The sequence below is a fragment of the Mesorhizobium sp. AR02 genome (genome assembly GCF_024746835.1).
Lineage (GTDB): Bacteria > Pseudomonadota > Alphaproteobacteria > Rhizobiales > Rhizobiaceae > Mesorhizobium.
In genome coordinates this window covers 4,345,171-4,370,530 of record NZ_CP080531.1, presented here as the reverse complement: position 1 = coordinate 4,370,530, position 25,360 = coordinate 4,345,171, and the positions used below count along the sequence as shown (strand labels likewise).

Here is a 25,360-nt window from a genome sequence, read left to right as displayed (position 1 = left end):
AACAACTCTCGTCAGCTGACGAAATAGCGCTGCCATTCGAAGTCGGTGATGTGCGACGCCTGCCAGGCGTCGAACGCAGCCTGCTCGGCCCGCCGGCTTTCGGCGTAATTGTCGCGGAAGGCCTCGCCAAAGGCCTCGGCGCAGAAGTCCGACGCAGCGAACGCCTCGATCGACGCATTGAGCGTGCGCGGCAGTTTCGGCTTGTCGAGATTGGCGAGGTTCGAGGTCACCGGCGCCTCGAGCGGCAGGTCCTTTTCGATGCCCTCGCAACCCGCAGCCAGGATCGCCGCGATCGACAGATAGGGATTGATGTCGGCGCCGGGCGCACGATGCTCCAACCGGCAGGCGCCGTCATTCGGCGTCGTGATGGCGCGGATCGGCGCGGTGCGGTTCTCGAAACCCCAGGCGACATCTTCCGGCGACCAGGCGCCACGGTCGAAGCGGCGATAGGAATTGACCGTCGGCCGGAACAGGAGATGCGTTTCCTGCATACGGTTGAGCACACCGGCGAGGAATTTTTCCGCCACCGGCGTCAGCTTGTTCGGTCCCGCGGCGAAGGCCGGCTTGCCGTCGCGCCACAGGCTGACATGGTGATGCGCGCCGCAGGCGCTTTCCTTGCCCGGCGGTTGGAAGCGGGTCATGAAGGTGGCGACCAGGCCACGCTCGGCGCAGAGTTCGCGCAGATGCAGCTTGGCGCGCATGGCATCGTCCGCCGCCTGCAGCGCCGATTTCGGCGTCAGCGCATATTCGTACATGCCGTAACCATATTCGGTGACCAGCGAAGCGACGCCGATGCCGATGCTCTTCATGCGGGTGATGAACTCGGCGGCAAAATCCTGATACTCGCCGCTGCGCACCAGATCATAGTTGATCAGCGAATGGCCCCAAGGCTTCAGTTCGCGGTAGCGCCCGGCGCGCATCAGATCGTGGTCGGCATGGAAGATGCCGAACTCGTACTCAAGCGCGAACATCGGCTCGTAGCCGAGAGCCCTGGCGCGCTCCTCGACGCGAGCCAGCACACCGCGCGGATCGAACGGGCAGACCGCGCCCTCGAGCATGTAGGAGCGGGTGATGCCGGAGGCGAATTTCGGCTTCCAGCCATGCTGGACCACGGTCGCCGGATCGATGATGCCCTTGATGTTGGGAAAGCCGTTCTCCTCATTGGCGCTTGGCGAAGCGAAGGCGACATCGCCCATCGGCTGGCCATCGCCATGGGTGACGCAATAGAGAATGGCGTTGATCGATTCGCCATAGGCCGACAGCTTCAGCGGCGCGATCTTGGAGCGGAACGCACCCGACGTGTCGACCGTATGCACCTCGATGAACTCGACCCCGTCGGCCGCAAGTTTCTTCTGCAACGCTTCGAGCTGGGGCGCGTAAGCCGCGGCCTTGTCCTCAAATTCCACTTTCAGTCCTCCACCAAAGAATGCCGGGCGCCGCTATTTCGCGTTGCGCCGCAAAAATCGCGACAACAGTTCGTCGAGCTCGCAGCGGCCGCTGATGCCGCTTGGCCGGAAGGCCATGCACAGCACGATGACCACGCCGAGCGCCACGCCGGACAGGCCGAGCAATTGCGGCAGCTGGATGCTGCCGATGGTCACACCGGATTCGATGCTGCGGATGAATTCGAGCCCGACCGAAAGCACGATCACGCCGGTCACCGCACCCGTCACCGTCGCCATGCCGCCCAGGATCAGCATCGCCAGCGTGTTGAAGATCATCTGGAAGTAGAACAGTTTCGGGCTGATCGTGCCGGCGAAATAGGCGTAGAGCACGCCCGCCAGGCCGCAGATCAGCGCCGACAGCACCCAGGACATCAGCCGCAGTTTCTTCGCGTCGATGCCGAGCGCGGCGGCCGCCTGCGGGCTCTGGGCGCTGGCCCTCAGCTGCAGGCCCCAGCGGCTATCCTTGAACAGGCGGGCCAGCACGATCACCACCACCGAGAACACCAGCATCCATGGTAGGCCGACCACCTTCGGAATGCCGAAGAAAGCCTGGTTGCCCTTGAACAGATCGGTCCAGTTGAGAAACACCGAATGGACGATGATCAGCAGCGCCAGGCTGACGATGGTCGCGGCGACGCCCGACAGCCGGCTGATCACCTTGCCGCTGACGGCGGCGATGATGCCGACCACAACGAGCGCGATCAGCGCCGATGACACCGGATCAAGTTGCAGCGCGGCGAAGCCGAACGGCGCATTGGGGATCGACAGTTTCTTCATCGCCAGCGGCGTGGAGAGAATGGCAACGCCATACGCGCCGAGGCCGACAAAGGCGCTGTGGCCGAGATTAGCAATGTTGCTGTTGCCCATGAACACTTGCAGGCCGACGACGACGATCAGGTTCACGAAGGCGCCGAGCGCCAGATAGGTGTAGTAGGTCGGCGCGAAATTCAGGATCGCCAGCCCGATCACCAGCACCGGCAGCGACGTCACCAGCCCGCCAATCAGCGACCGCGTCAGGGCGCTGCTGCTGGGCCGCGTGGCTGCAGTAACCGGAGGCGCGGTGTTTTCGATTGCCTGCGACACCTCAAATCTCCCCCACTTCAAATCTCCTTGTCGCCGAGTTCGACCCGCTGGCCGAGCAGGCCTTCCGGCCGGTAGACCAGCAGCGCGACGATGATCACGTAGGTGAGCGCATCCTTGAAGCCCCCATATTCCTGCGGCAGGGCAACCAGCAGACCAACCTCGATGAAGCCCAGCAGCATGCCGCCGGCCGCGGCACCCGCCAGCGAGCCGAAGCCGCCGATGACGCAAGCGACGAAGGCCTTCAGCACCAGGCTGAAACCGAGATCGGGCGAGACGCTGCCGCGGCGCGCGATGATGAAGACGGCGGCGATGCCGGCCAGCGCGCCGGAGATGGCGAATGCGGTGGCGATCACCCGGTTGGCCCTGATGCCCATCAGCCGCACCGTGGCGAAATCGCGCGACGCCGCGCGGATCGCCAGACCCAAAGTCGAGCGGTTAAGAAAGAACACGAGCGCAAGAATGGTCAGGCCGGAGACGATCAGTTCCATCACCTGCAGCGACGATACTGCGAACGGGCCGAAGAACCACATCTGGTTCAGCCCATTGAGGATCGAGACCGACTGCGGCTTGGGCGAGATCAACAGCATGAAAAGATTCTGCACCACGATCGAAACGCCGAAGGCGGTGAGCAGCCCGGTCGTCGTCGGCGCATAGCGCACCGGCCGGAACGCCACCCGCTCGAAGGCAACAGCCGCAAGTGCGGCAGCAGCGACTGCGAGCAGCACGGCGACGATCGGCGAGGTCAGCCCGAGAGCCGCCGCCAGGAACACGCTGTAGGCCGAGACGCCGATGATTTCGCCATGCGCGAAATTGACCAGGCCCATGATCGAGAACACCACCGCCAGGCCGAGCGCGACCAGCGAATATTCCGCGCCGAAGGCGAGCGCGTTGAGAAGCTGCTGCAAGGCATAATCCATGTTGCCGTCTATCCGCCGATATAAAGGTTGAAGAGGCCATGCTCGTCGGCCAGCTCGGCCGGCGGACCCTCATAGCGGAGCGTGCCAGCGCTGACGACATAGACGCGGTCGGCAAAGCGCAGTGCCTGCTTGGCGTTCTGCTCGACCACCAGCAGCGTCAGCCCTTCCCGCTTGAGCTCGCCGATGAAGTCGAAGATCTGCACGACGATCTTCGGCGCCAGCCCGAGCGACGGCTCGTCGAGCAGCAAGAGCTTCGGCCGCGACATCAGCGACCGGGCGATGGCGAGCATCTGCTGCTCGCCGCCCGACAGCGTGCCGGCCGCTTGCCCGTAGCGTTCGCCAAGCACCGGAAACAAAGCGAGGAAGCGTTCGATATCGCCGCGCACGCCCTTGGGATCGCGCCGTGTCGCCGCCCCCAGCCGCAGGTTTTCGCCAACCGTCAGATTGGCGAAGATATGCCGGCCCTCCGGTGTGGAAGTCAGGCCTGCGCGAATGCGGTCCTCGGTGCGGACACGCGAAATGTCCTGGCCGTCGAGAACGATGCGGCCCGAGACCGGCGTGACCAGCCCGGTCAGCGCATTGATGGTCGAGCTCTTGCCGGCGCCGTTGGGGCCAAGCAGGGCGACGAGTTCACCCCGCCCGACCTTGAGGCTGAGGTCGCGCACCGCGCTCACCGCGCCGTAGCGGACGACCAGATTATCGACCGTCAGCACGACGGGGTCTGCCAGGCTCGATCCATCATCACTTGACCTGCCTGCTTCAGTTCAGCGCCGGAACGAAGGTCGGCGGCGCATCGGTGATCAGCACCCGCTTGCCGTTCGAAAAACCCATCACCGGCACGACTTTCACCGGATAGCCCTTCTTCTCGGCGAAGGAGATGACCGGCGCGGTGGTGCCGGGATAGCCGCCCGGTGCGCGGATCGCCTCGCGCAAGGCGGCCGGCTCGACGGTGCCGGACTTCTTCGCCGCCTCGTAGCTGATCTGCACCATGTCGGCGCCGAGCGCGTCGAAGATGCCGTTGATCTTGTAGCCATCGGCCTTGCACTGGGCGAGGAACTTGTCGATCGGCCCGTCGACGCCGGTGGCGCCATGGGTGGCAAACATCACCTTCTCCAGTGAGGCCGGATCGCCGACAGTGCCTTCCAGAGATTTGTCGTCGAAGGCATCGCAGCCGGCCACCCAGCCATCATAGCCATTGGCGCGCAGCTGGCGGATGAAGATGCCGACATCGGGCAGCACGCCGCAAATGTGGATGGCGTCCGGCTTCTGCGGCAACGCCTTGATGCTGGCGATCTGCGGCGACCAGTCCGTGGTGCCCCAGGAATAGTTGAACTTGCCGACGACCTTGCCGCCGAGATGCTCGAACACCTCGCCGAACCACTCCGGCAGTTTTTCGGAATAGGAGCCCGCATCGGGCGAAACCATCAGCGCCACGTTGCGTGCGCCCTTGCCGTAAAGCGCATTGGCGGTCGCCGCCGCATTGATCGGATCGGGCACCGCGCCGGCGATGAAATTGTCGAGGCCGGCCTGCTGCATTTCGAGCTGCGTGTTCGGCGCCGAGAATACCGTGGCGCCATAGGGTGCCGCGATCTGCGCGGTGGGGATCAGTGCATCAGGGAACGGCACGCCGGTGATGATCTGCGCGCCGGCATCGAGGAATTTCTGGCCGAGCGAAACCGAGAGCTGCGGATCGGACCTGTTATCCTCGATCATCAACTCGACCTTGGGATCGCCTGTCGCAGCCGCCTTGTTCAATTTGTCGGCCATGCAGCGCGCGCCCTCGGCTTCGCTGTAGGGCGCATAGGTGCCGGTCATCGCCACCGCGAGCCCGATCTTCAGATCGGCGGCGCCCGCATGCGACACCTGCAAAAGTCCTGCCGCGACGACCGCGGCCCCCAAGATCATCTTTTCCATCGAACCCCTCCTTCTCCCTTGTTGTTCCCGTTCAGGGCGCCGTCACGATGTGGCGGACTGCCCGACATAAACCTCGATGACGCGCGGATCGCGCCACACCGCTTCGGTCTGCCCGGAGGCGATCACCTGGCCCTGGTCCATGACGCAGAGCCGGTCGCACAGCCGGTTGATGAAACGCAGATCATGGTCGATGACGATGGTGGCGCAGCCGACATCGCGGCGAATGCCTTCGATCGCGACCGCCAGTGTCTCGGACTCGCCTTCGTTGAGGCCCGCCGCCGGTTCGTCGAGCAGAAGCAGCGACGGCCCCAGCGCCAGCGCGCGGGCGATTTCGAGCCGGCGCTGGCTGCCATAGGACAGCGTGCCGGCCGGAACATCGGCACAACCATCAAGCTGATACTGGGCGAGCAGCTGGTCGATGCCGATGCGCGCCGCGGCAGCGGGCCGAACCGCCTGACAGGTGATGTGGGCGACCTCAACATTCTGCCGGACGGTCAAATCTTTGAACAGGCGGATGGTCTGGAAAGTGCGCGCGACCCCTGCCCGCGCACAATGCTCAGGACCATGGCCGGTGATTTCCTTGCCCGCTAGCCGGACGCTGCCGGTATCGGGCTTGAGCACGCCGGAGATGGCATTGACCAGCGTCGATTTGCCGGCCCCATTGGGGCCGATCAGGCCGAGGATTTCGCCGGCCTCGCAGGACAGCGAGGCACTACGCAATGCCTGCACGCCGCCAAAGGTCTTGCTGACTGCCTCAACCGACAGCATCGGTCACATCTCCCATCCCGGCCGATGGCTATTTCTCCTGTCGGCCGGTCAAAGGGATGCTAGACCTCCGACTTTTCCATAACAAGTATTTTTTTCCATTTTAGAAAATATTCTTAAGGCGACGGGATTTCAGGGTCGAATTCCGGCCAGGGCTAGGTCACAAGCCGGCGCCGGCCGGAAGCCCATCACGCGGCACGGTGTTGGACATCAGCATCACCACCGGCTCGTCGCCGAGCGCGATATAGGCGTGCTGCATTTCGCCGTCGAACAGGATGCTGTCGCCAGGCTGCAGCACCGTCGGATCATAGTGGATCGTGTGCAGTTCCAGGCTGCCGCTCAGCACATGGATGAACTCTTCGCCTGAATGGCTGCGCCAGCCGCCATTCTCCTCAAAGCTCTTCGCGCGCAGCGTCACCCGCCAGAAAATGTTGGTCTTGTCGCGAAAATCACTGCACAAGACCTCGAATTCCATCGCATTGCCCTGGTGCAGGATGCCGCTGCCGGCGCGTGTGATCGAGCGCCGTGCCTGCATGCCGGGCTTCGGGCTGAACAGGAACGACGCCACCGGCACATGCAGCACGCCGGCGATCATCAGCGCCACGTCGACCGTCAGCCGGGCCTTGCCGTTCTCGAGCTTCGACAGCTGCGAGACAGACAGGCCGGAGCGTTCGCTGAGATCGCGCAGCGTGATGTTCTGCTCCTTGCGCGCATCGCGGATCTTGCTGCCGACATTGCCCTGCATCGCCCACGCCCTTGGCTGCCGTGTTTCCAATTCGACAAGCTCTAGCGGGGCCGCTCTGGGGCGTCCAGCCTTTAGACGGCTACGGCTGGTTTCGGCCATAGCGACATCGCGACGGTGGCAAAGACAGTCTCGAGCGTGCGGCTGACGCGCTCGAATGTTTCCGGATCGGAAAGCAGGTCGTTGCGCACTTCGAGATAAAGGCAGGGCATGCCCTGCTCCAGCCCGTGCCGGTTCAGCGTGTAGCCGATCGCCTGGCGCCAGTCGTAAGGCTCGTTGTCGCCGATCTTCAACCCGGCTTCCGCCCCCTGCGCACCAAGCGTTTTCAGCACCGAGGTGACGAAAGGCGAAGGCTCCCGCCACAACACGCCGATGTCGACGTTACGCCTGACGCCGCCCATCACCGGGGTGAAGGAGTGCACCGAGACCAGCGCCTGCCGGCCAGCGGCGGCCTCAACGATCGCCTGTTCGAGCGGTGCCCAGGCGATGGACTTGCGCAGCCTGACATCGGCCGCGTCCGGCGCCAGATTGCCGGGCACCGGGATGCCGCCGAGATCCGGACGCATGAAATCCCATTCGCCAGCCGGCCTGTTGTAGTCGAGGAACAGCCGCGAATAATGCGCGATCACGGCCGGTGCCCGCAGCGCCCGCGACAGCCGTCGTGTCAAGGCGTCGATACCGATATCGACGGCGAAATGCGTGTCGAGATAGGGGGCCGCCAGACCAAGGTCATGCCACGGCGCAGGCACGGCATTGCCGGCATGCTCGGCGATCAGCAGATAGGGGCTGGCAGCGTCGATGTGCAGCCGCTCGACGCTGGCGGCGGCCAGTGCGGCGATGGCCGCATCGTCAAGCTCTGCAAGGGTTGCAGCGTTCACCGCGCCGCCCTCCGATCAGCCGATGACGGAGCGGACATGGTAGGACTTCGCTGCTGTCGCCTCCGCCAGTCCGGCGCGGCCATTGGTGCGGCCGAGACCGGAATTCTTGATGCCGCCCCAGGGCAGATGCAGGTCGGCATGGTCGCAGCGGTTGAGATAGACAGTGCCGGCCTCGACCTCGTCGAGCAACGCCACGCCGCGCTCGATATCCCGGGTCCAGATCGAGGCGCTGAGGCCGAAATCGCTGTCGTTCATCAGGGCGATCGCCTCGTCGTCGTCGCCGACCGACTGGATGCAGGCCACCGGCCCGAACAGCTCATCGCGCATAATCGGCATGCCGTGGTCGACGCCGACCAGCACCTCCGGCGCGACATAGGCGGCGCCGAGACCGGAGGCTTTGAGCGCGCCATCCGTTGGCATCACGCGCCTGGCCCCTGCCCGCACTGCGCTTTCGGTGAGACCACGGATGGTGTCGGCAGCACTCGCCCGCACCACCGGACCGAGCATCGGCTTCTCGTCGAAGGGATGGCCGACGGTCCATTTTGCCGTCTCGGCGACCAGCGCTTCGACAAAGCGGTCGTGGATCGCCTTGTCGACATAGATGCGCTCGACCGAGCAGCAGGACTGGCCAGCATTGGAATAGCTGCCCTCGGCGATCTGCGGGATCGTCGCCTCGAGATCGGCATCGGCCCTGACATAGGTTGGATCCTTGCCGCCGAGCTCGAGATGAACCTGGGTAAAGGTGCCGGCAGCGGCGGCGTGGACGCGGCGGCCGCCATTGACCGAGCCAATGAAATTCACCGCGTTGACGGCGCCGGACGCGATTAGCTTCTCGGCATCGGCATGGTCGAGATGCAGGCTCTGGAACACGCCTTCCGGGCCGCCGGCAGCACGAAAAGCTTCCTCGGCCAGCTCGGCAATCAGCGGCGTCTGCGGCGAATGCTTGAAGATCACGACATTGCCGGCCGCGAGTGGCGCGGTGACGAGATAGCCGAGCATGGCGGTCGGATAGTTCCAGGCACAGATCGACAGATGCAGGCCGCCCGCCACCGGCTTGGCGTAGCGGCGGATGTTTTCGTCCGAAGGATAAGGCACGTCGGCCAGCGTCTCCGGCGCGACGTCTGCGAGCAGTTGCCCCACCAGCGCCAAGCGCGGCGTCTCATCGGCCTGCCACAGCGGCCGGCCGATCTGCCACGCCACCATTTCAGCCAGCTGCGTCGCCCGCGCCTTCATCTCCTCGCCGAAGCGCAGCAGGATCGCCAGCCGCTCGGCCAACGGCGTCCGCCGCCACGACGGCAAGGCCACGCGAGCCCGGGTGAGTGCCGCCTCGATTGTCCTGCCATCGGCATAGACGCGCGTCGTGTAGATCGAGCCGTCGACGGGAGAGGTCACGGAAAAGGTCCGCGCGGCGGAATGCAGGTTCATGGTCTTGAGATCCATCCAAGAGGAGAGGTCATGCGGGCACGATATCGCGATTTTCTATTTTGGCAAATTTTTTCTAATACCGCTTGATGGAATTTTTATCCGCCCCTATTGTCCTACCATCACGCATTGGCGGCAGCACATGAGGGGTTGAGATGATCGTCTATGATTTCACCGGCAGGCATGCGGTCGTCGCCGGCGCGGGCGGCGGCATGGGCGAAGCGATCACGCTGGCACTCCTCGACGCCGGCGCCTCCGTCACCGCCATCGACGTCAAGGCCGGCCCGGCATCGCTGGCCGCCTATGACGACAGGCTCACCTTCGCCCAGGGTGATCTCACCGACGCCGCTTTCGTCGAACAGGTCGTCGGCACGGCGGGCCGTGAGCGCGGCGGCATCGACTATCTCGCCAATGTCGCCGGCGTGCTTTGGTTCGGCCGCGACAAGTCGGCGCTGGAGATGGACCTCGACGTCTGGGACGAGGTCTTCAACATCAATCTGAAATCCTTCGTGCACACCGCACGCTCCGTCGTTCCGCATATGCGCTCGGGCGGGCGCGGCGGCGCCATGGTGCATTTCTCGACCATCCAGTGGTATCGCGGCGACGCCAACCCGCAGGACGCCTACCAGGCCTCGAAGGCAGGTGTGTGCGCGCTTTCCAAATCGCTGGCCATGCAGCTCGCCGGTGAGCGCATCCGCTCCAACGCCATCTGCCCTGGCATGGCGCTGACCCCGCTGCAGGCGCGCTGGGACACCGAGGAAAAGCGTTCGGCGGTGGCGAGCTACGCGCCGCTTGGCCGCATCGGCACGCCGCAGGACATGGCCAACGCGGCGCTCTTCCTGCTCTCAGACGCCGCGAGCTACATCACCGGCATCGAGCTTGCCGTCGACGGCGGCCTGTTGATGCGCATGTAGAAGGCGAGGTCGCGGCTGGCCAACCCGGCAGCAATTCGGGGCGATTGAGCGGCCGGCAGGGCCGCGCCAAACCTGTCCAACTGTTAATTCGACTTGGGGTCGTTTCGGTCATATTGGTCGATGGGGGTGAAAGATGCCGCCATGGACCAGCAATTGGAAATGCCCCTGCAGACGGTCGTCGCGCCACGCCGTTCGCGTGGCTGGATTCAGTGGCTGATCTTCATTGCCATTGTCGCCGCCACCGGCGCCTATCTCTATCAACGCCCGCATGTCGAGGCCAGGCAACCCGGCGGCAGACGCGGCGCGCCGACGACGATCGGCGCCGCCGCCGTCGAAAAGGGCACCATAGACGTCACGCTCAACGCACTCGGCACGGTGACCTCGCTCTCCACCGTCACCGTCAAGTCGCAGGTCACCGGCCCGCTCATCCAGGTAAATTTCAAGGAGGGCCAGGACGTCAAGAAGGGCGACCTGCTGGCTGAAATCGATCCCCGCCCCTTCCAGGCAGCACTCGCCCAGGCCCAGGGCCAGCTGGTGCGCGACCAGGCCATGCTCAAGGATGCCCAGCTCGACCTCGTTCGCGACCAGAAGCTGGTGGCGCAGGGGACGGCGACACCCCAGACCCTCGACGCGCAAGTCGCCCTTGTCGCGCAGGACCAGGGCTCCGTCCAGGTCGACCAGGCGATGATACAGACCGCCACCCTCAATCTCGACTATTGCCGCATCCTCTCTCCGGTCGATGGACGGGCCGGCCTGCGCCAGGTCGATCAGGGCAACTACGTCACCCCAACCGATGCCAACGGCATCGTCATCATCACTCAAGTCCAGCCGATCAGTGTGTTGTTCACGGTGCCCGAGGACGAACTGCCCGCCATCGCGCAACGCATGCAACAGGGCGCCACGCTGCCCACCACTGCCTTCGATCGCGCCGGAGCCAAGAAGCTCGCCGACGGCCAGCTCGAGACCTTCGACAGCCAGATCGACCCGAGCACCGGCACCATCAAGCTGCGGGCGGGCTTCGCCAACGAAGCGCGTGTCCTCTACCCGAACCAGTTCGTCAACGTCGGGCTTCTCGTCGACGAGCACAAGGACGTGGCGATCGCCCCGATCGCGGCGATCCAGCGCGGCCTGCCCGGCACCTTCGTCTATCTGGTCAACCCCGACAGCACCGTTGCCGTGCGCAAGGTCACGCTTGGCGTCACCAATGGCGAACGCGTCGAGATCCTCGCTGGCCTGAACCCCGGCGACCGCGTCGTCGTCGACGGCGCCGACAAGCTCCGCGACGGCGCCCATATCAACCTTCAGCAGGACGGCCAGGCGCCGGCCCCGGCGCCGGCACAGCCTCGGGCGACAGCGCCAACCCCGGCGGCGGGCCAGCCCCCCGAGCCGGCACAGACGCCCGCCCAGACCCCACAAGCAGCGGCGCCGTCGGACGGACAGACGTCGGATGGGCAGACGCCAAATGGGGAGACGTCAAATGGGGAGACAGCCGGCGGACAGACGGCGGATGGCACGACCCACAAGCATCAGGGCCACAAGCACCGTCACGCGGAGTCCGGGCAGCAGCAATGAGCCCGTCGCGAGCCTTCATCCTGCGGCCGGTGGCGACATCGCTGTTCATGGTCGCCATCATGCTGTCCGGCCTGCTGGCCTATCGCTATTTGCCCGTCTCGGCCCTGCCCGAGGTCGACTATCCCACCATCCAGGTGCAGACCTTCTATCCCGGCGCCAGCCCTGACGTCATGACATCCTCGGTCACAGCACCCCTGGAAGTCCAGCTCGGCCAGATCGCCAACCTCAACCAGATGAACTCGGTGAGTTCGGCCGGTTCCTCCGTCATCACGATGCAGTTCAGCCTGGCGATCTCGCTCGATGTCGCCGAGCAGGAGGTGCAGGCCGCCATCAACGCCGCCGGCAACCTGCTGCCGGCCGACCTGCCGGCGCCGCCGATCTATGCCAAGGTCAACCCGGCCGACGCGCCGGTGCTGACGCTCGGCCTGACCTCGGCGACCATGCCGCTGCGCGATGTGCAGCAGCTTGCCGACACCAGGCTAGCGCAGAAGATATCGCAGCTGCCGGGCGTCGGCCTGGTCAGCCTCAGCGGCGGCCAGCGCCCCGCCGTGCGCGTCCAGGCCGACCCGCGCAAGCTCGCCGCCTACGGCCTCAACCTCGACGACCTGCGCACCACGCTCGGCAGCGCCAACGTCAACACGGCGAAAGGCAATTTCGACGGACCGTCGCGCGCCTACACGATCAACGCCAACGACCAGTTGAAGAGCGCCGACGAATACCGCTCGCTGATCGTCGCCTACAAGGACGGCGCGCCGGTGCGGCTGAGCGATGTGGCCGACGTGGTCGACGCCACCGAGAACAACCGGCTCGCCGCCTGGATGAACAGCACGCCGGCGATCATCCTCAACATCCAGCGCCAGCCCGGCGCCAACGTCATTGACGTAGTCGACCGCATCAAGGCGCTACTGCCGCAGCTGCAGGCCTCGCTGCCGAATGCCGTCGACATCAAGGTGCTGACCGACCGCACCACGACCATCCGGGCTTCCGTTCGCGACGTCGAATACGAGCTGACGCTGTCGATCATCCTCGTCGTGCTGGTCATTTTCGTCTTCCTGCGCAGCGCGCGCGCCACGCTGATTCCGAGCCTTTCGGTTCCCCTGTCGCTCGTCGGCACGCTGGGTGTCATGTACCTGTTCGGCTTCAGCCTCGACAATCTTTCGCTGATGGCGCTGACCATTGCCACCGGCTTCGTCGTCGACGACGCCATCGTCGTCATCGAGAACGTCGCGCGCTATGTCGAGGAAGGCGCGACCCCGCTGCAGGCGGCGCTGAAAGGGTCGCAGCAGATCGGCTTCACCATCATCTCGCTGACCGTGTCGCTGATCGCGGTGCTGATCCCGCTTCTGTTCATGGGCGATGTCGTCGGCAGGCTGTTCCGCGAATTCTCGATCACGCTGGCCACCACCATCCTGATCTCGGCCGTGGTGTCGCTGACGCTGGTGCCGATGGCCTGCGCCAAGCTGCTCAAGCCGGTGGCGGCGGTGCGGGAGAATGCCCTGCAGCGCGCCAGCCGCGACTTCTTCGACTGGGTCATCCGTGGCTATGGTCGGGCGCTGACCTGGGTGCTCGACCGGCAGACGCTGATGCTCGTGGTGGCGGCGGCGACCCTGGTGCTGACGGCCGCGCTCTACGTGATCATCCCCAAGGGGTTCTTCCCGGTGCAGGACACTGGCGTCATCCAGGCCATCACCGAGGCGCCGCAGTCGATCTCCTATGCCGCCATGGCCGACCGCCAGCAGCAGCTGGCCACCATCATTCTCAAAGACCCCGATGTCGACAGCCTGTCGTCCTTCATCGGCGTCGACGGCACCAACACCACGATGAATGTCGGCCGCATCCTGATCAACCTCAAGCCGCATGAACAGCGCACCGCTGATATCACGCAGGTCATCGCGCGCCTGAAACAGGAAGCCGCTTCGGTGGCGGGCGTGACGCTCTACATGCAGCCGGTTCAGGACTTGACCATCGACGGCCAGGTCAGCCGCACCCAGTATCAATTCGTGCTCCAGGACGCCAATGCCGACGAACTGGGAGAATGGACGCCGAAGCTGCTCACAAAACTGAACACGCTGCCGCAGCTCGCCGATGTCGCCAGCGACCTGTCGAACAGCGGCCTTGCCGTCTTTGTCGACATCGACCGCGACCAGGCCGCCCGCTTCGGCATCACGCCGGCAACGGTCGACAACGCGCTCTACGACGCTTTCGGCCAGCGCATGGTCTCGACCATCTACACCACGTCAAGCCAGTCCCGCGTCATTCTCGAGGCCGCCCCTTCGGAGCAGGATTCGCTCAAGGCGCTCTCTTCCGTCTATCTGCCCTCGTCGACGGGCGGCGCGCCCGTGCCGCTGTCGGTGGTGGCAACCACCCATATCGCCACCACGCCGCTGCAGATCACCCATATGGGGCAATTCCCGGCCACCACCGTGTCGTTCAACCTGGCGCCAGGCGCGTCGCTTGGCGAGGCGGTCACGGCGATCGAGAAGGCGCAGACCGATATCGGCATGCCGCTCAGCATCATCACCAGCTTCCAGGGCGCGGCGCGTGCCTTCCAGGCTTCGCTCGACAACACGCTGTTCCTGATCTTGGCGGCGGTGGTGACGGTCTACATCGTGCTGGGCGTGCTCTATGAAAGCTTCATCCACCCCATCACCATCTTGTCGACGCTGCCTTCGGCCGGCATCGGCGCGTTGCTGGCGCTGATGATCGCCGGCCAGGACCTGACCATCATTTCGATCATCGGCATCATCCTCTTGATCGGCGTGGTCAAGAAGAACGCCATCATGATGATCGACTTCGCACTCGACGCGCAGCGCAATGAAGGCAAGGCGCCGCGCGAGGCGATCTACCAGGCCTGCCTGCTGCGCTTCCGCCCGATCCTGATGACGACGCTGGCGGCGATGCTCGGCGCCTTGCCGCTGATGCTCGGCACCGGCGTCGGCTCGGAACTGCGCCATCCCTTGGGCGTCTCCATCGTCGGCGGCCTGCTGCTCAGCCAGTTGCTGACGCTGTTCACCACGCCGGTGATTTATCTCTGGTTCGATCGCCTCGCCGCCCGCCTGCGCGGCATCGAACCCAACCTTCCCCGTGCCCCCGATCTTCCCCGTGCCCATGGTGCGGACGCCGCGCCATGAACCTGTCGGTTCCCTTCATCCGGCGGCCGGTGGCGACGACGCTGCTGACCTTCGGCCTGCTGGCGGCCGGGCTGGTGGCATTTCCGCAATTGCCGGTGGCGCCACTGCCGGCGGTCGACTACCCCGTAATATCGGTGACGGCCTCGCTGCCAGGCGCCAGCCCCCAGGTGGTGGCGAACACCGTCGCCAGTCCGCTCGAGCGGCATCTCGGCGAGATCGCCGATGTCAACGAAATGACCTCGTCGAGCAGCGTCGGCAGCGCCCGCATCACCTTGCAGTTCGGGCTGGACCGCGACATTGACGGTGCCGCGCGTGACGTCCAGGCGGCGATCAACGCCGCCCGCGCCGACCTGCCGTCCAGCCTGCGCTCCAACCCCACCTATCGTAAGGTCAATCCCGCCGACGCCCCGATCCTCGTTCTGTCGATGACATCGGACACTCTGTCCAAGGGCCAGCTCTTCGATGCCGCCAGCACCGTGCTGGCGCAGAAACTCTCGCAGGTCGACGGCATCGGCGAGGTGTCGGTGGGCGGCAGCTCGCTGCCGGCGGTGCGCGTCGAGCTCAACCCGCAGGTGCTCTACGATTACGGCATCGGGCTGGAGGATGTGCGCGCAGCACTCGCCTCGGCCAACGCCCACAGCCCCAAGGGCGCCATCGACGTCGGCGACCAGCGCTACCAGATCTACGCCAACGACCAGGCCAACCAGGCCGACGCCTATCGCTCGCTGGTCGTTGCCTACCGCAACGGCGCGCCGGTCAGGCTCTCCGATGTCGGCCAGGTCAATGATTCCGTCGAGAACATCCGCAATGCCGGTCTAGCCAACGGCAAGCCGGGCGTCCTGATCATCCTCAACCGCTCGCCCAACGCCAACATCATCGCGACGGTCGACCGGGTGAAGGCGCTGCTGCCGACGTTGCGGGCCTCGATCTCGCCAGCCATCGACCTGTCGCTGGCGGTCGGCCGTTCGACCACCATCCGCGCTTCACTGAGCGAGGTCGCACAGACGCTGATGATCGCCATCGGCCTGGTGATCCTCGTCGTCTTCGCCTTCCTGCGCGACGTGCGCTCGGCGCTGGTGCCGATCGTGGCCGTGCCAGTATCCCTGGTCGGCACGCTGGGCGTCATGTACCTGCTCGGCTTCAGCATCGACAATCTGTCGCTGATGGCGATGACGGTGGCCACTGGCTTCGTCGTCGATGACGCCATCGTGGTGCTGGAGAACATCGCCCGCCACACCGCTTCCGGCATGGACCGCATGGAGGCGGCCATCAAGGGCTCCCAGGAGGTCGGCTTCACCGTGCTGTCGATGAGCCTGTCGCTGATCGCCGTCTTCATCCCGATCCTGCTGATGGGCGGCATCGTCGGACGACTGTTCCGCGAATTTGCCATCACGCTGTCGGCGGCGATCCTGGTCTCGCTCGCCATCTCGCTGACCACCACGCCGATGATGTGCTCGATCCTGCTGCGCCCCGAGCGAGAACGCGAACATAGCCGGCTCTACCGTTTCAGCGAGCGTATCTTCGAGGGCATGCTGAGCGGCTACCGCCGATCGCTGTCCTGGGCACTCGACAATCCGCTGCTGATCATGGCGGTTCTGGCGGCAACGCTCTGCCTCAATGGCTACCTCTATGTCACCATCCCAAAAGGCTTCTTCCCGCAGCAGGACACGGGACGGCTGACCGGCTCGATCCAGGCCGACCAGGCGACCTCCTTCCAACTGATGTCGCAGAAGCTCAGCCAGTTCGCCGGCATCGTCAGCAAGGATCCCGCCGTCGACACCGCGGTCGGCGTCACCGGCGGCGGCCAGACCAATTCCGGCTACATGTTCGTGTCGCTGAAGCCGCTGGCCGAGCGCAAGATCTCCGCCGACCAGGTCATCGCCAGGCTGCGGCCCGAACTGGCTGTGGTGCCAGGCGCCACGCTCTTCCTGCAGGCGGTGCAGGATATACGCGTCGGCGGGCGGCAGTCGAACGCGCAGTACCAGTACACCTTGCAAGGTGACAGTTTCGACGAACTGGCGGAATGGGCGCCGAAGCTCGCGGCCGCGCTGCAAACGGAACCCAAGCTCACCGATGTCAACAGCGACCAGCAGAACAAGGGCCTGGAAGCCGACGTCACCATCGACCGCGACACCGCAACACGCCTCGGCATATCAGCCAGCGAGATCGACAACACGCTTTACGACGCTTTCGGCCAGCGCCAGGTGTCCACCATCTATGTCCAGCGCAACCAGTACCACGTCATCATGGAGGTGGCGCCGCAATACTGGCAGACCCCCGATGCGTTGAAAAAAGTCTATGTCAGCACATCGGGCGGATCGGTTGGTGGATCGCAGTCGAGCAATGCGGTTGCCGGCACATTCGTTGTATCAGGCAAGTCCAGCAGCGCCCAGTCGGTCGCCGCCGACGCCGCACGCAACCAGGCCAACAATTCCATTACCAGCACCGGCAGGACGGCGGCCTCGACCGGTTCAGCGGTCAGCACCGGAGCCGAGACCATGGTGCCGCTGTCGGCCGTCGCGCACTATGGCCCCGGCAGCACGCCGCTGTCGGTCAACCACCAGGGCCTGTTCGTCGCCACCACGCTGTCGTTCAATCTGGCGCCGGGCGTCGCCCTCAGTGAAGGCGTCGCGGCCATCAACGCGGCCGCCGACCGCATCGGCATGCCGGCCACCATCCATGGCAGTTTCCAGGGCACGGCGCGCGTCTTCCAGGATTCGCTGTCCGACCAGCCGCTGCTGATCCTTGCCGCGCTGATCGCCGTCTATGTCGTGCTCGGCATTCTCTACGAAAGCTACGCGCACCCGCTGACCATTCTGTCGACCTTGCCGTCGGCCGGCGTCGGCGCCTTGCTGGCGCTGACCCTGTTCAACATCGAGTTCTCCATCATGGCGCTGATCGGCATCATCCTCCTGATCGGCATCGTCAAGAAGAACGCGATCATGATGATCGACTTCGCGCTGGCCGCGGAGCGCAACGAGAATAGATCGGCGCATGACGCCATCTACCAGGCATGCCTGCTGCGCTTCCGCCCGATCATGATGACGACCATGGCCGCGCTGTTCGGCGCCGTGCCGCTGGCGATCGGCCTTGGCGAAGGCGCGGAACTGCGCCAGCCGCTCGGCATCGCCATCGTCGGCGGCCTGATCCTGAGCCAGATCCTGACCCTCTACACGACGCCGGTGATCTACATCTATGTCGACCGTTTCGGTCGCTGGTGCCGGCAATTGCGTTCGCGGGCACGGTACCCCTGGCAGCCAGGCGTGCAAGCTGGACAGTGAGCCGGCTCTCTCTGCCGATCACAAACTGTCAACTTTGCGTTCCTTGCCGTGTCCGGGCTCGATACATCCCTATATCGACAGTGCGGGCCACGAACCGCCGGCGATGAGAGGATCATCGCGACGCGACGGGAGCAGATTGCCCGCGATCGGAAAGCGATAGCCTTACCGCTTTTCCCGTTGAAGGGAGGCGCAACCATGCGCAGTTTTACACCGAAGATCATAGCAATCGCATCGCTCCTGGCTGCGGTGCCCTTATCGAGTGCTTACGCGGTGCATCGCCACAGGGTCGAGCCCGGCGGCATGTCCGTCGAGGCAAGGGCGGTCCTGGATCAGTTGCAGGGTGTCAAGCAGGGGATTGTCGAGGCAATGGATGCGAAGGCGATCACCCCTGAGCAGGAGCACGATCTGATGATGCAGGCCGACAGCATCCATCGCTCGGCCACGGGTGGCGGCGCATACCAAAGCTTGCTCGGCCAGATCGAGAACCTGGATCAGCAACTGCAAGACGATTCGGGCGGCGGCTTCTACATCGGTGACGGCTCCGATGGCGGCTATTACCCGAACGGCTGACGCGGGCCGACAATGACCGCTCGGCGCCCCAGACAGATTTCGGGGGCGCCGGTTTTTCTGCTCGACCCTCGCGCACACTGGCGGAAGCAAGGTTAGAGCCTACTGGACCGAGGCGATGGCGCAGATCGAAGCGGTGTCGCCAAGACCCTGGCAGACGGCCGGACCGCCGAAGCGAGGATCCTCGACCAGCGCTTGTGTTTCGCCGGCGGCTGGCTGGCCGGTGAAGAAAACCGGGACAGGTTGCCCGCCACCATGGCTGGCCGCACTGTAGGCGACGACGCTGGCGGTGTCGGCCGATGGCGCAGCACTGCTTGGCTGCACCACCAGATCGGCGCCGACATAGGTCAGGTCGTAGTTGGCCGAGGCGGCTAGACTGCCCTGTTCGATGGCGTAGGTGCCCGGCGCACTCGCCGTGGTCGCATCGGTCGAGAGCGAGCCGGCGAGCGTGTCGCTGCCGACCAGTCCGAGCCCACCGATCGTGTAGGTGAGCGGCGGATTGGTTGAGCCCTGCAGCCGGCTTTGCGCGTCGGCGACGACGGTGATCGACCGCTTGCCGATTGTGAAATCGGCGCCGGCATAGGTGATGTCGTAGTTCGCGTTGGCGGTATTGGTGATCGTGCCCTGACTGACCGCATAGATCCCGACATTCTCACCGGAAGCGCGATCGAGCGCGCCGACAAGAGCCGTGCCGCTGCCAAGGTCGGAGAAGGTATAGCCAAGCGTCGGATCGGCATTGCCGTAGATCTTGCCCTGACCGGTATTGGCGGTCACCGTGACCGCCCGCTTGCCGATGGCGAAATTGGCGCCGACATAGGTGATGTCGTAGTTCGCGTTGGCGGCATTGGTGATCGTGCCTTGCCCGATCGCATAGATGCCGACGTTCTCGCCCGCGCCACGGTCGAGCGCGCCGACAAGCGCCGTGCCGCTGCCAAGGTCGGAGAAGGTGTAGCCGAGCGAGGGATCGGCATCGCCATAGGTCTTGCCCTGGCCGGCATTGGCCGTGACGGTGACGGCGCGCTTGCCGATCGCGAAATCAGCGCTGGCGAAGGTGATGTCATAGTTCGCGTTGTTGGCGTTGGTCAGCGAGCCCTGGCCGATGGCGTAAGCTCCGACATTCTCGCCAGCAGCGCGGTCAAGTGTTCCGACGAGAGCGACGCCCGTGCCGAGATCCAAGTAGGTATAGCCATAGGATGACGGGTCAGCATCGCCGTAGGTCTTGCCCTGGCCGGAATTGGCCGTGACCGTGACCGCCCGCCTGGCAATGGTGAAATCGTTGCTGACGAAGCTGATGTCGTAGTTCGCATTGTTGGCATCGCTCAGCGTGCCCTGACCGATCGCATAGGTACCGGCATTCTCGCCACCGGCGCGATCCAATGCACCGACCAGCGCAACACCCGTGCCGAGGTTCGAATAGCTATAGCCGTAAGCCGACGGATCGGCATTGCCATAGGTCTTGCCCTGTCCGGAGGTCGCGGTGACGGTGACCGCGCGCTTGCCGATGCTGAAGTTCGAACCGACATAGGTGATGTCGTAATTCGAATTGTTGGCGTTGGTCAGCGAACCCTGGCCAAGGGCATAGCTGCCGACATCCTCGCCCGAAGCGCGGTCGAGCGCGCCGACAAGGGCCGCACCACTGCCGAGGTCGGAGTAACTGTAGGCGTATGACGATGGGTCGGCGTTGCCGTAGGTCTTGCCTTGTCCGGAGGTTGCCGTGACGATGACCGCGCGCTTGCCGATGCTGAAGGTCGAGCCGACAAAGGTGATGTCGTAGTTCGCATTGTCTGCGGTGGTCAGCGAACCCTGGCCGATGGCGTAGGTGCCGACATCCTCGCCCGAAGCGCGATCAAGGGCGCCGACCAGCGCGGCGCCACTGCCAAGATCGGTATAGCTGTAGCCAAGGGTCGGATTGGCATTGCCGTAGGTCTTGCCCTGGCCGGAATTGGCCGTGACCGTGACGGCGCGCTTGCCGATGCTGAAATCCTTGCTGACGAAGGTGATGTCGTAGTTCGAGTTGTCGGCATTCGTCAGCGTGCCCTGGCCGATGGCGTAGCTACCGACATTCTCACCAGAAGCGCGGTCGAGCGCCCCGACTAGAGCGACACCCGTGCCTAGATCCGAGTAAGTGTAACCATAGGATGACGGATCGGCATCGCCGTAGGTCTTGCCCTGCCCGGAATTGGCCGTGACGGTGACGGCGCGCTTGCCGATGCTGAAATCCTTGCTGACGAAGCTGATGTCGTAGTTCGAATTGTCGGCATTCGTCAGCGTGCCCTGGCCGATGGCGTAGCTACCGACATTCTCACCAGAATCGCGGTCGAGCGCCCCGACGAGAGCGACACCCGTGCCGAGATCCGAGTAGGTGTAGCCATAGGACGACGGATCGGCATCGCCGTAAAACTTGCCCAGGCCCGAATTGGCCGTGACGGTGACCGCCCGCTTGCCGATGCTGAAATCGGCGCCGACGAACGTTATGTCGTAGTTGGAGTTCGCGACGTTGAGCGTGCCCTGGCCTATGGCGTAGGTTCCGGCATTTTCGCCCGCTACACGGTCGAGGCTGCCCGTCAGCGACAAGCCGCCGAGATTGGAAACGGAGTAGGTATAGGCTGCAGGATCGCTGTCGCCATAGACCTTGCTTTGCCCCTGATCGGCGGTGACGGTGATCGCCCTTTTGTCGATGGTGAAATTGGCGCCGACATAGGCGATGTCGTAGTTGGTGTTGTTGGCGTTGGTCAACGTGCCCTGGCCGATGGCATAGGTGCCGGCATTCTCGCCGGCGTCACGGTTGAGTGAGCCCGCCAGAGCGACGCCATTGCCGAGGTCCGAAACCGTATAGGTGTAGGCAGCTGGATCGGCGTCGCCGTATGTCTTTTGCTGGCCAGGATCGGCCGTCACCGTAACCGCGCGCTTGGCGACGGTGAACAATCCGGCGCTGTTGAAGGCGAGCCCGTAGCCGGTCAAAGCAGCGATATCGCCGGCGCCGACAGTAATCGTATAAGTTCCGGCTCCGAGCTGCATGGTGGCAAGCGTATTGGGGGTCGAGAGCGACGGTGCGCCGGTGAAGGCGGTGTTGGCGCTGTCGCCGAGATAGGCGTTGGTCACCCCTGCCTGATAGCCCGACACCGTGTAGGTCAATGTCGGCATGGCGGTGTCGCCATAGATCTTCGAAGCATTTTCGGAGGTGAAGGTCAGCGTCGGCTGGTAGGCGAAGACGTAGCGGTTGCCGCTCACGCCCACCGTTGCGCCGGCCGCCGTATTCCAGACCGCCGTGTTGCCGCTGTTGAGGTTGCCGAATGTGTTGCCGGTGGGTGCTGCGGCGTAGACCAGCCAACGCCCGCTGGTCGCGGTGACGGCATCGCTGCCGCGGCTGTTGATGAACTTGCCGCCTGCCGCCAGCACCGGATCCGTTCCACTGACCTTGGCGCCAGCGGCGATCGTCAGGTCGCCCGTCGTCTGCAGCTGGACCTGGCCGGTCGCGGTAACGCCGGCCGTGGTCACGCCGCGCGCGCCGGAGACGGTGCCGACGGCAAGGCCGCCTTGGTCGTACAGACTGATCGACCCCGCATTGCCGGCGATCGTGCCGATCTGATTGCCGCCATTGCCTAGGGCGAAGTCGCCAGAGCCGCCGAGAACAAGTGATGCCGCCGCCAGCCCGTACGTCTGCGTGACCGTGCCGTTCGACGACAGCGCCAGCGTGCCGGCGCCGATCGACACCAGCTGGTCGATCGCGAAGGTCGTCGCAGCCGTCTCGATCTGCCAGTTGGCGAAAGTCAGGCTGCCGACATAGGTCGAGCCGACCGTCGCCGTAGCGGCGTCTTGCAGCGCCGAAAGGGACGTGATCGAGCTGTCCGCCTCGTCGAGACGCCAGTTGCCATAGACGTTGAGGTTGGAGACATTGCCGCCCGACAGGCCCGTGCGGAACGTCACGCCGTTCTGAGCACCTGAGGCATCCGGGCCGCCGTCCTGCACCGTATAAACCAGCACGGCGCTGCCGATCGTGCCGTTCGGCGTCGCGATATAGTAGTAGCCGTTGACGCCGGTGGACACGGTGCCGAGGTCGATGCCGTTGGCGACAGCCGTAACCAACCCGGGATTCTTCACATAGTAGGGTTGGCGCGTGTCCGACGACAGCGGGGTGACGCCGCTGTCCTTGTAGGCGATGCCGGAGATTGCCTGCACGCCGTTCGGGTAAAAGCTTTTCAGATAAGGATACAGACCCCCCGAGCCGCCGCCGAAGGCCGCACTCAATCCATTCGCGGCGCCGTTCTGGAAGTCGCTGGTGGCGAGACCGATGACACTGCCTAGGCTGCTGCCGCTGCCGAAGGCATTGGTGAGACCGGATGTCATCGTATCGAAGGCGCCATTGGCGACGGTGCCAAAATTGACCCCGACAAACCCGCCCACCTGCGTGCCGCCATTGATGCCACTTGCCGGGCCGGTTGAATACGAGTCGCTGATCGATCCCTGATTCAGTCCGGCAAATCCGCCTACAAAGGACGAACCGAGGACCCAGCCTGTTGAATAGGACTGGCTGATGGTTCCCGACGCCGTGTTGGCGCCGACCAGTCCGCCGGCGGAATTGTAGTCGCGCGCGTTCACGCCGACTGTCGAAAACGACAGGGTGATCGAGCCGTCATTCTGACCGACCAATCCACCCGTCGCACTGGCGCCGTGGATCTGGCCGCTTGCCCAGACACCAGAGATGGAGCCTTTGTTCCAACCGGCGATGGCGCCCGTCTCGTAGGACGCCATGACGACCGCATCGACCAACCCGACATTGCGTACCGCGCCCCCACCGCCGATATAGCCGAACAGGCCGGCGTAGTTCGCTCCACCAGGCGTAGACCATAGGTAGTTGATGGTGTTGCCGAGACCGTCGAAGGTGCCGTTGAAGCCGTTGCCGCCGTTGAGGATGTTGGTGTTGCCGTCCGTGCCAATCGGTATGAAGCCCTTGGGGCCGTTCCAGTTGTAGGTGACGGTCGCGTCGATGGTGTTGGCGAGTGCATAGCGGCCGGTGAGACCGGTGTTGATGTTCTGCAGGCCGTTGACGTCGTAGATCAGCGTGTAGCTCTGGCCGTTGATCGACAGCGCCTGCGCGCCTTGCGTGCCGGTAAACGTCACGGCGGCACCAAGCGCATAGGAGATGGTGCCGCCGCTGCCGCCATTGTTGGTGATCAGCGACAGGCCGCCGACACCGCCGATCGTAGCGCCGGCGTTGAAGACGATCGAGTGATAGGCGCTGAGCGTCAGCGTGTTGGCACTCCAACTGATCGGCGCGGCGATGGTGATGTCGCCGGCCTGCGCGCCGCCGCTGCCCGTCGAGATGGTGACATTGGCCAGCGCCAGCTGGTTCTGCAGCGTGGCGACATTGATGACGCTGTCATTGGAACTGGCGGTGAAACCCCCGGTATCGGAACCATTCGAGATGGTGACGTTGTAGGGGTCGAGCAGAAGATCGCCGGTGTCGCCGAAGCGGGCGCGCAGGTCGACGGAACCGGTGAAGTCGAGGCGCTGCTTGCCGGAGACTTCCGTGAAGCCGCCATTGCCGCCGTCAGCCCCACCTTGTGCCGAGATCTTGCCGGCGAATTTCGTCTGCTCGTCCGACCAGACGATCACCGTGCCGCCATCGCCGGTGCCGGTCGCATCGGCGTTGATTGTCGTGGCTGCATCGATCTCGGTCGTCGCCGCGCGCTGCAACGTGCCGGAGCCCTGCTTGTCGCCGCCGATCTTGACCGTGCCGCCGCAGTCCTTGCCCGACGCATCGACCTTGGCTGCCTTGAGCTTCAGCTTGCGGCCGGTGACCGTGACCTTGCCGCCCTTGCCGCCTGCCTTGGCTGAAGCGTCGAGCTTGCCGGAGATTTCGACCGAACCGTCGCCGCCACCCAGCACAATGGCCCCGGACTTGCCGGAGACGGTCCGCGCCTCGACAACACCGGACATGTTGACCGCCTGGCGTGCCGCATCGCGCACCGCCGCCGCCTTGAGCTCGACTGTCCCGCCATCGGCGCTGATGGTGCCGGAATTGCTGACCAGTGCGTTGCCGCCATCCGCCTTGGTCGGCACCGAGACCTGGAGAAATCCGTCGCCGGAAAGGTCGAGCGTTGCCTTCTCGCCCGAACCCAGACCGACCTTGCCCAGCGGCACGCTGATCGAGCCAGCATTGTCGACGCTGCCGCCGATCAGCGCGGCATAGCCGCCACGGCCGATACTGATCGAGCCCTGATTGGAGACAGCAGCTGAAGCCCCCTTCCCCTGGAACGTCAGCTTACCCGCCTTGAAGTCATCGTCGCTGATGTCGAGCGAAGACGCGACAAAGCCGGCGGCGCTGACCTTGCCGGTCTTGGAGATGGCGATGCCGTTGGGGTTGACGAGAAACACCTGGCCATTGGCGTTGAGCTGGCCTGATATGGTCGATTTCGTGCCGCCGGTGACGCGGTTGAGCATCGTGGCCGACGATGATGGCTGGTCGATGTTGACGGTCGCACCCGCGCCGATCGAAAAACTCTGCCAGTTGACGATGGCCGAATTGGTCGACTGCTTGATGCTCAGTTGCGAGGATGACGGGTTCGAGATGGTGACGCCGCCGGAGGCAACACTGCCCCCGGTCGGCAGTTCCTGCGCCCGCGCCGATGTGAAACCGACCAGCGCCGTTGATGCCAGCAGCAGCGCCATCAGCGGCGCACTGGCGCGGTTGCGGCGGTGTGGTGAGTGGCTTCGCATGCTCACGCC

The 25,360-nt window shown here is 64.7% G+C and carries 15 protein-coding genes; 5 read left to right on the top strand and 10 right to left on the bottom strand.

Translation table 11 applies throughout. From position 1 onward, the window contains the following. Nucleotides 1–11: 11 nt before the first annotated feature. From DBIPINDM_RS25250 to DBIPINDM_RS25210, 9 genes are all read right to left on the bottom strand, one after another. Nucleotides 12–1,406, bottom strand: coding sequence for a glutamine synthetase family protein (locus tag DBIPINDM_RS25250; RefSeq protein WP_258581756.1), 1,395 nt, complete (start codon nucleotides 1,404–1,406; stop codon nucleotides 12–14). A 33-nt stretch (nucleotides 1,407–1,439) separates the two neighbouring features. Continuing rightward, complete coding sequence (locus DBIPINDM_RS25245; RefSeq protein ID WP_258581755.1) at nucleotides 1,440–2,528, bottom strand: branched-chain amino acid ABC transporter permease; 1,089 nt, start codon at nucleotides 2,526–2,528, stop codon at nucleotides 1,440–1,442. 17 nt (nucleotides 2,529–2,545) lie between these two features. Next, nucleotides 2,546–3,445 carry a branched-chain amino acid ABC transporter permease gene (locus DBIPINDM_RS25240; protein WP_258581754.1) on the bottom strand — a complete coding sequence of 300 codons (900 nt, stop codon included), beginning with the start codon at nucleotides 3,443–3,445 and terminating at the stop codon, nucleotides 2,546–2,548. An 8-nt stretch (nucleotides 3,446–3,453) separates the two neighbouring features. Further along, nucleotides 3,454–4,158 (bottom strand): ABC transporter ATP-binding protein, encoded by a 705-nt coding sequence (locus DBIPINDM_RS25235; protein ID WP_258581753.1) that lies wholly within the window; start codon nucleotides 4,156–4,158, stop codon nucleotides 3,454–3,456. Nucleotides 4,159–4,204: 46 nt separating this feature from the next. Further along, nucleotides 4,205–5,359: an ABC transporter substrate-binding protein gene (locus DBIPINDM_RS25230; RefSeq protein WP_258581752.1), complete on the bottom strand. Its 1,155-nt coding sequence runs from the start codon at nucleotides 5,357–5,359 to the stop codon at nucleotides 4,205–4,207. 42 nt (nucleotides 5,360–5,401) lie between these two features. Beyond that, nucleotides 5,402–6,127 (bottom strand): ABC transporter ATP-binding protein, encoded by a 726-nt coding sequence (locus DBIPINDM_RS25225; protein WP_258581751.1) that lies wholly within the window; start codon nucleotides 6,125–6,127, stop codon nucleotides 5,402–5,404. Between the two features lie 157 nt (nucleotides 6,128–6,284). Next, nucleotides 6,285–6,869, bottom strand: a complete 585-nt coding sequence (locus tag DBIPINDM_RS25220) for a helix-turn-helix domain-containing protein (protein WP_258581750.1) — start codon at nucleotides 6,867–6,869, stop codon at nucleotides 6,285–6,287. Nucleotides 6,870–6,940: 71 nt separating this feature from the next. Beyond that, entirely contained in the window at nucleotides 6,941–7,744 is an 804-nt protein-coding gene (locus DBIPINDM_RS25215) for an N-formylglutamate amidohydrolase (protein WP_258581749.1), read from the bottom strand. A 15-nt stretch (nucleotides 7,745–7,759) separates the two neighbouring features. Continuing rightward, the gene (locus tag DBIPINDM_RS25210; protein WP_258581748.1) at nucleotides 7,760–9,169 is read right to left on the bottom strand and encodes an aldehyde dehydrogenase family protein; all 1,410 of its coding nucleotides are present in this window, start codon (nucleotides 9,167–9,169) and stop codon (nucleotides 7,760–7,762) included. A gap of 152 nt (nucleotides 9,170–9,321) precedes the next feature. Here DBIPINDM_RS25210 and DBIPINDM_RS25205 point away from each other — a divergent pair, with 152 nt between their 5' ends. The 5 genes from DBIPINDM_RS25205 (at nucleotide 9,322) to DBIPINDM_RS25185 (ending at nucleotide 18,634) form a co-directional block, all read left to right on the top strand. Beyond that, entirely contained in the window at nucleotides 9,322–10,080 is a 759-nt protein-coding gene (locus tag DBIPINDM_RS25205) for an SDR family NAD(P)-dependent oxidoreductase (protein ID WP_258581747.1), read from the top strand. Between the two features lie 141 nt (nucleotides 10,081–10,221). Then, the gene (locus tag DBIPINDM_RS25200; protein ID WP_258581746.1) at nucleotides 10,222–11,652 is read left to right on the top strand and encodes an efflux RND transporter periplasmic adaptor subunit; all 1,431 of its coding nucleotides are present in this window, start codon (nucleotides 10,222–10,224) and stop codon (nucleotides 11,650–11,652) included. Then, nucleotides 11,649–14,783, top strand: coding sequence for an MdtB/MuxB family multidrug efflux RND transporter permease subunit (locus tag DBIPINDM_RS25195; RefSeq protein WP_258581745.1), 3,135 nt, complete (start codon nucleotides 11,649–11,651; stop codon nucleotides 14,781–14,783). The genes DBIPINDM_RS25200 and DBIPINDM_RS25195 overlap by 4 nt, the downstream gene beginning before the upstream one ends. Next, a complete protein-coding gene (locus DBIPINDM_RS25190; protein WP_258581744.1) occupies nucleotides 14,780–18,064 on the top strand; it encodes an efflux RND transporter permease subunit in 3,285 nt (1,094 codons plus the stop codon). Before DBIPINDM_RS25195 ends, DBIPINDM_RS25190 begins: the two co-directional genes overlap by 4 nt. 195 nt (nucleotides 18,065–18,259) lie before the next feature. Then, a complete protein-coding gene (locus DBIPINDM_RS25185; protein WP_258581743.1) occupies nucleotides 18,260–18,634 on the top strand; it encodes a hypothetical protein in 375 nt (124 codons plus the stop codon). 99 nt (nucleotides 18,635–18,733) lie between these two features. Here the strand turns inward: DBIPINDM_RS25185 and DBIPINDM_RS25180 are convergent, their stop codons facing one another. After that, nucleotides 18,734–25,351 (bottom strand): MBG domain-containing protein, encoded by a 6,618-nt coding sequence (locus DBIPINDM_RS25180; protein ID WP_258581742.1) that lies wholly within the window; start codon nucleotides 25,349–25,351, stop codon nucleotides 18,734–18,736. Nucleotides 25,352–25,360 lie beyond the last annotated feature (9 nt).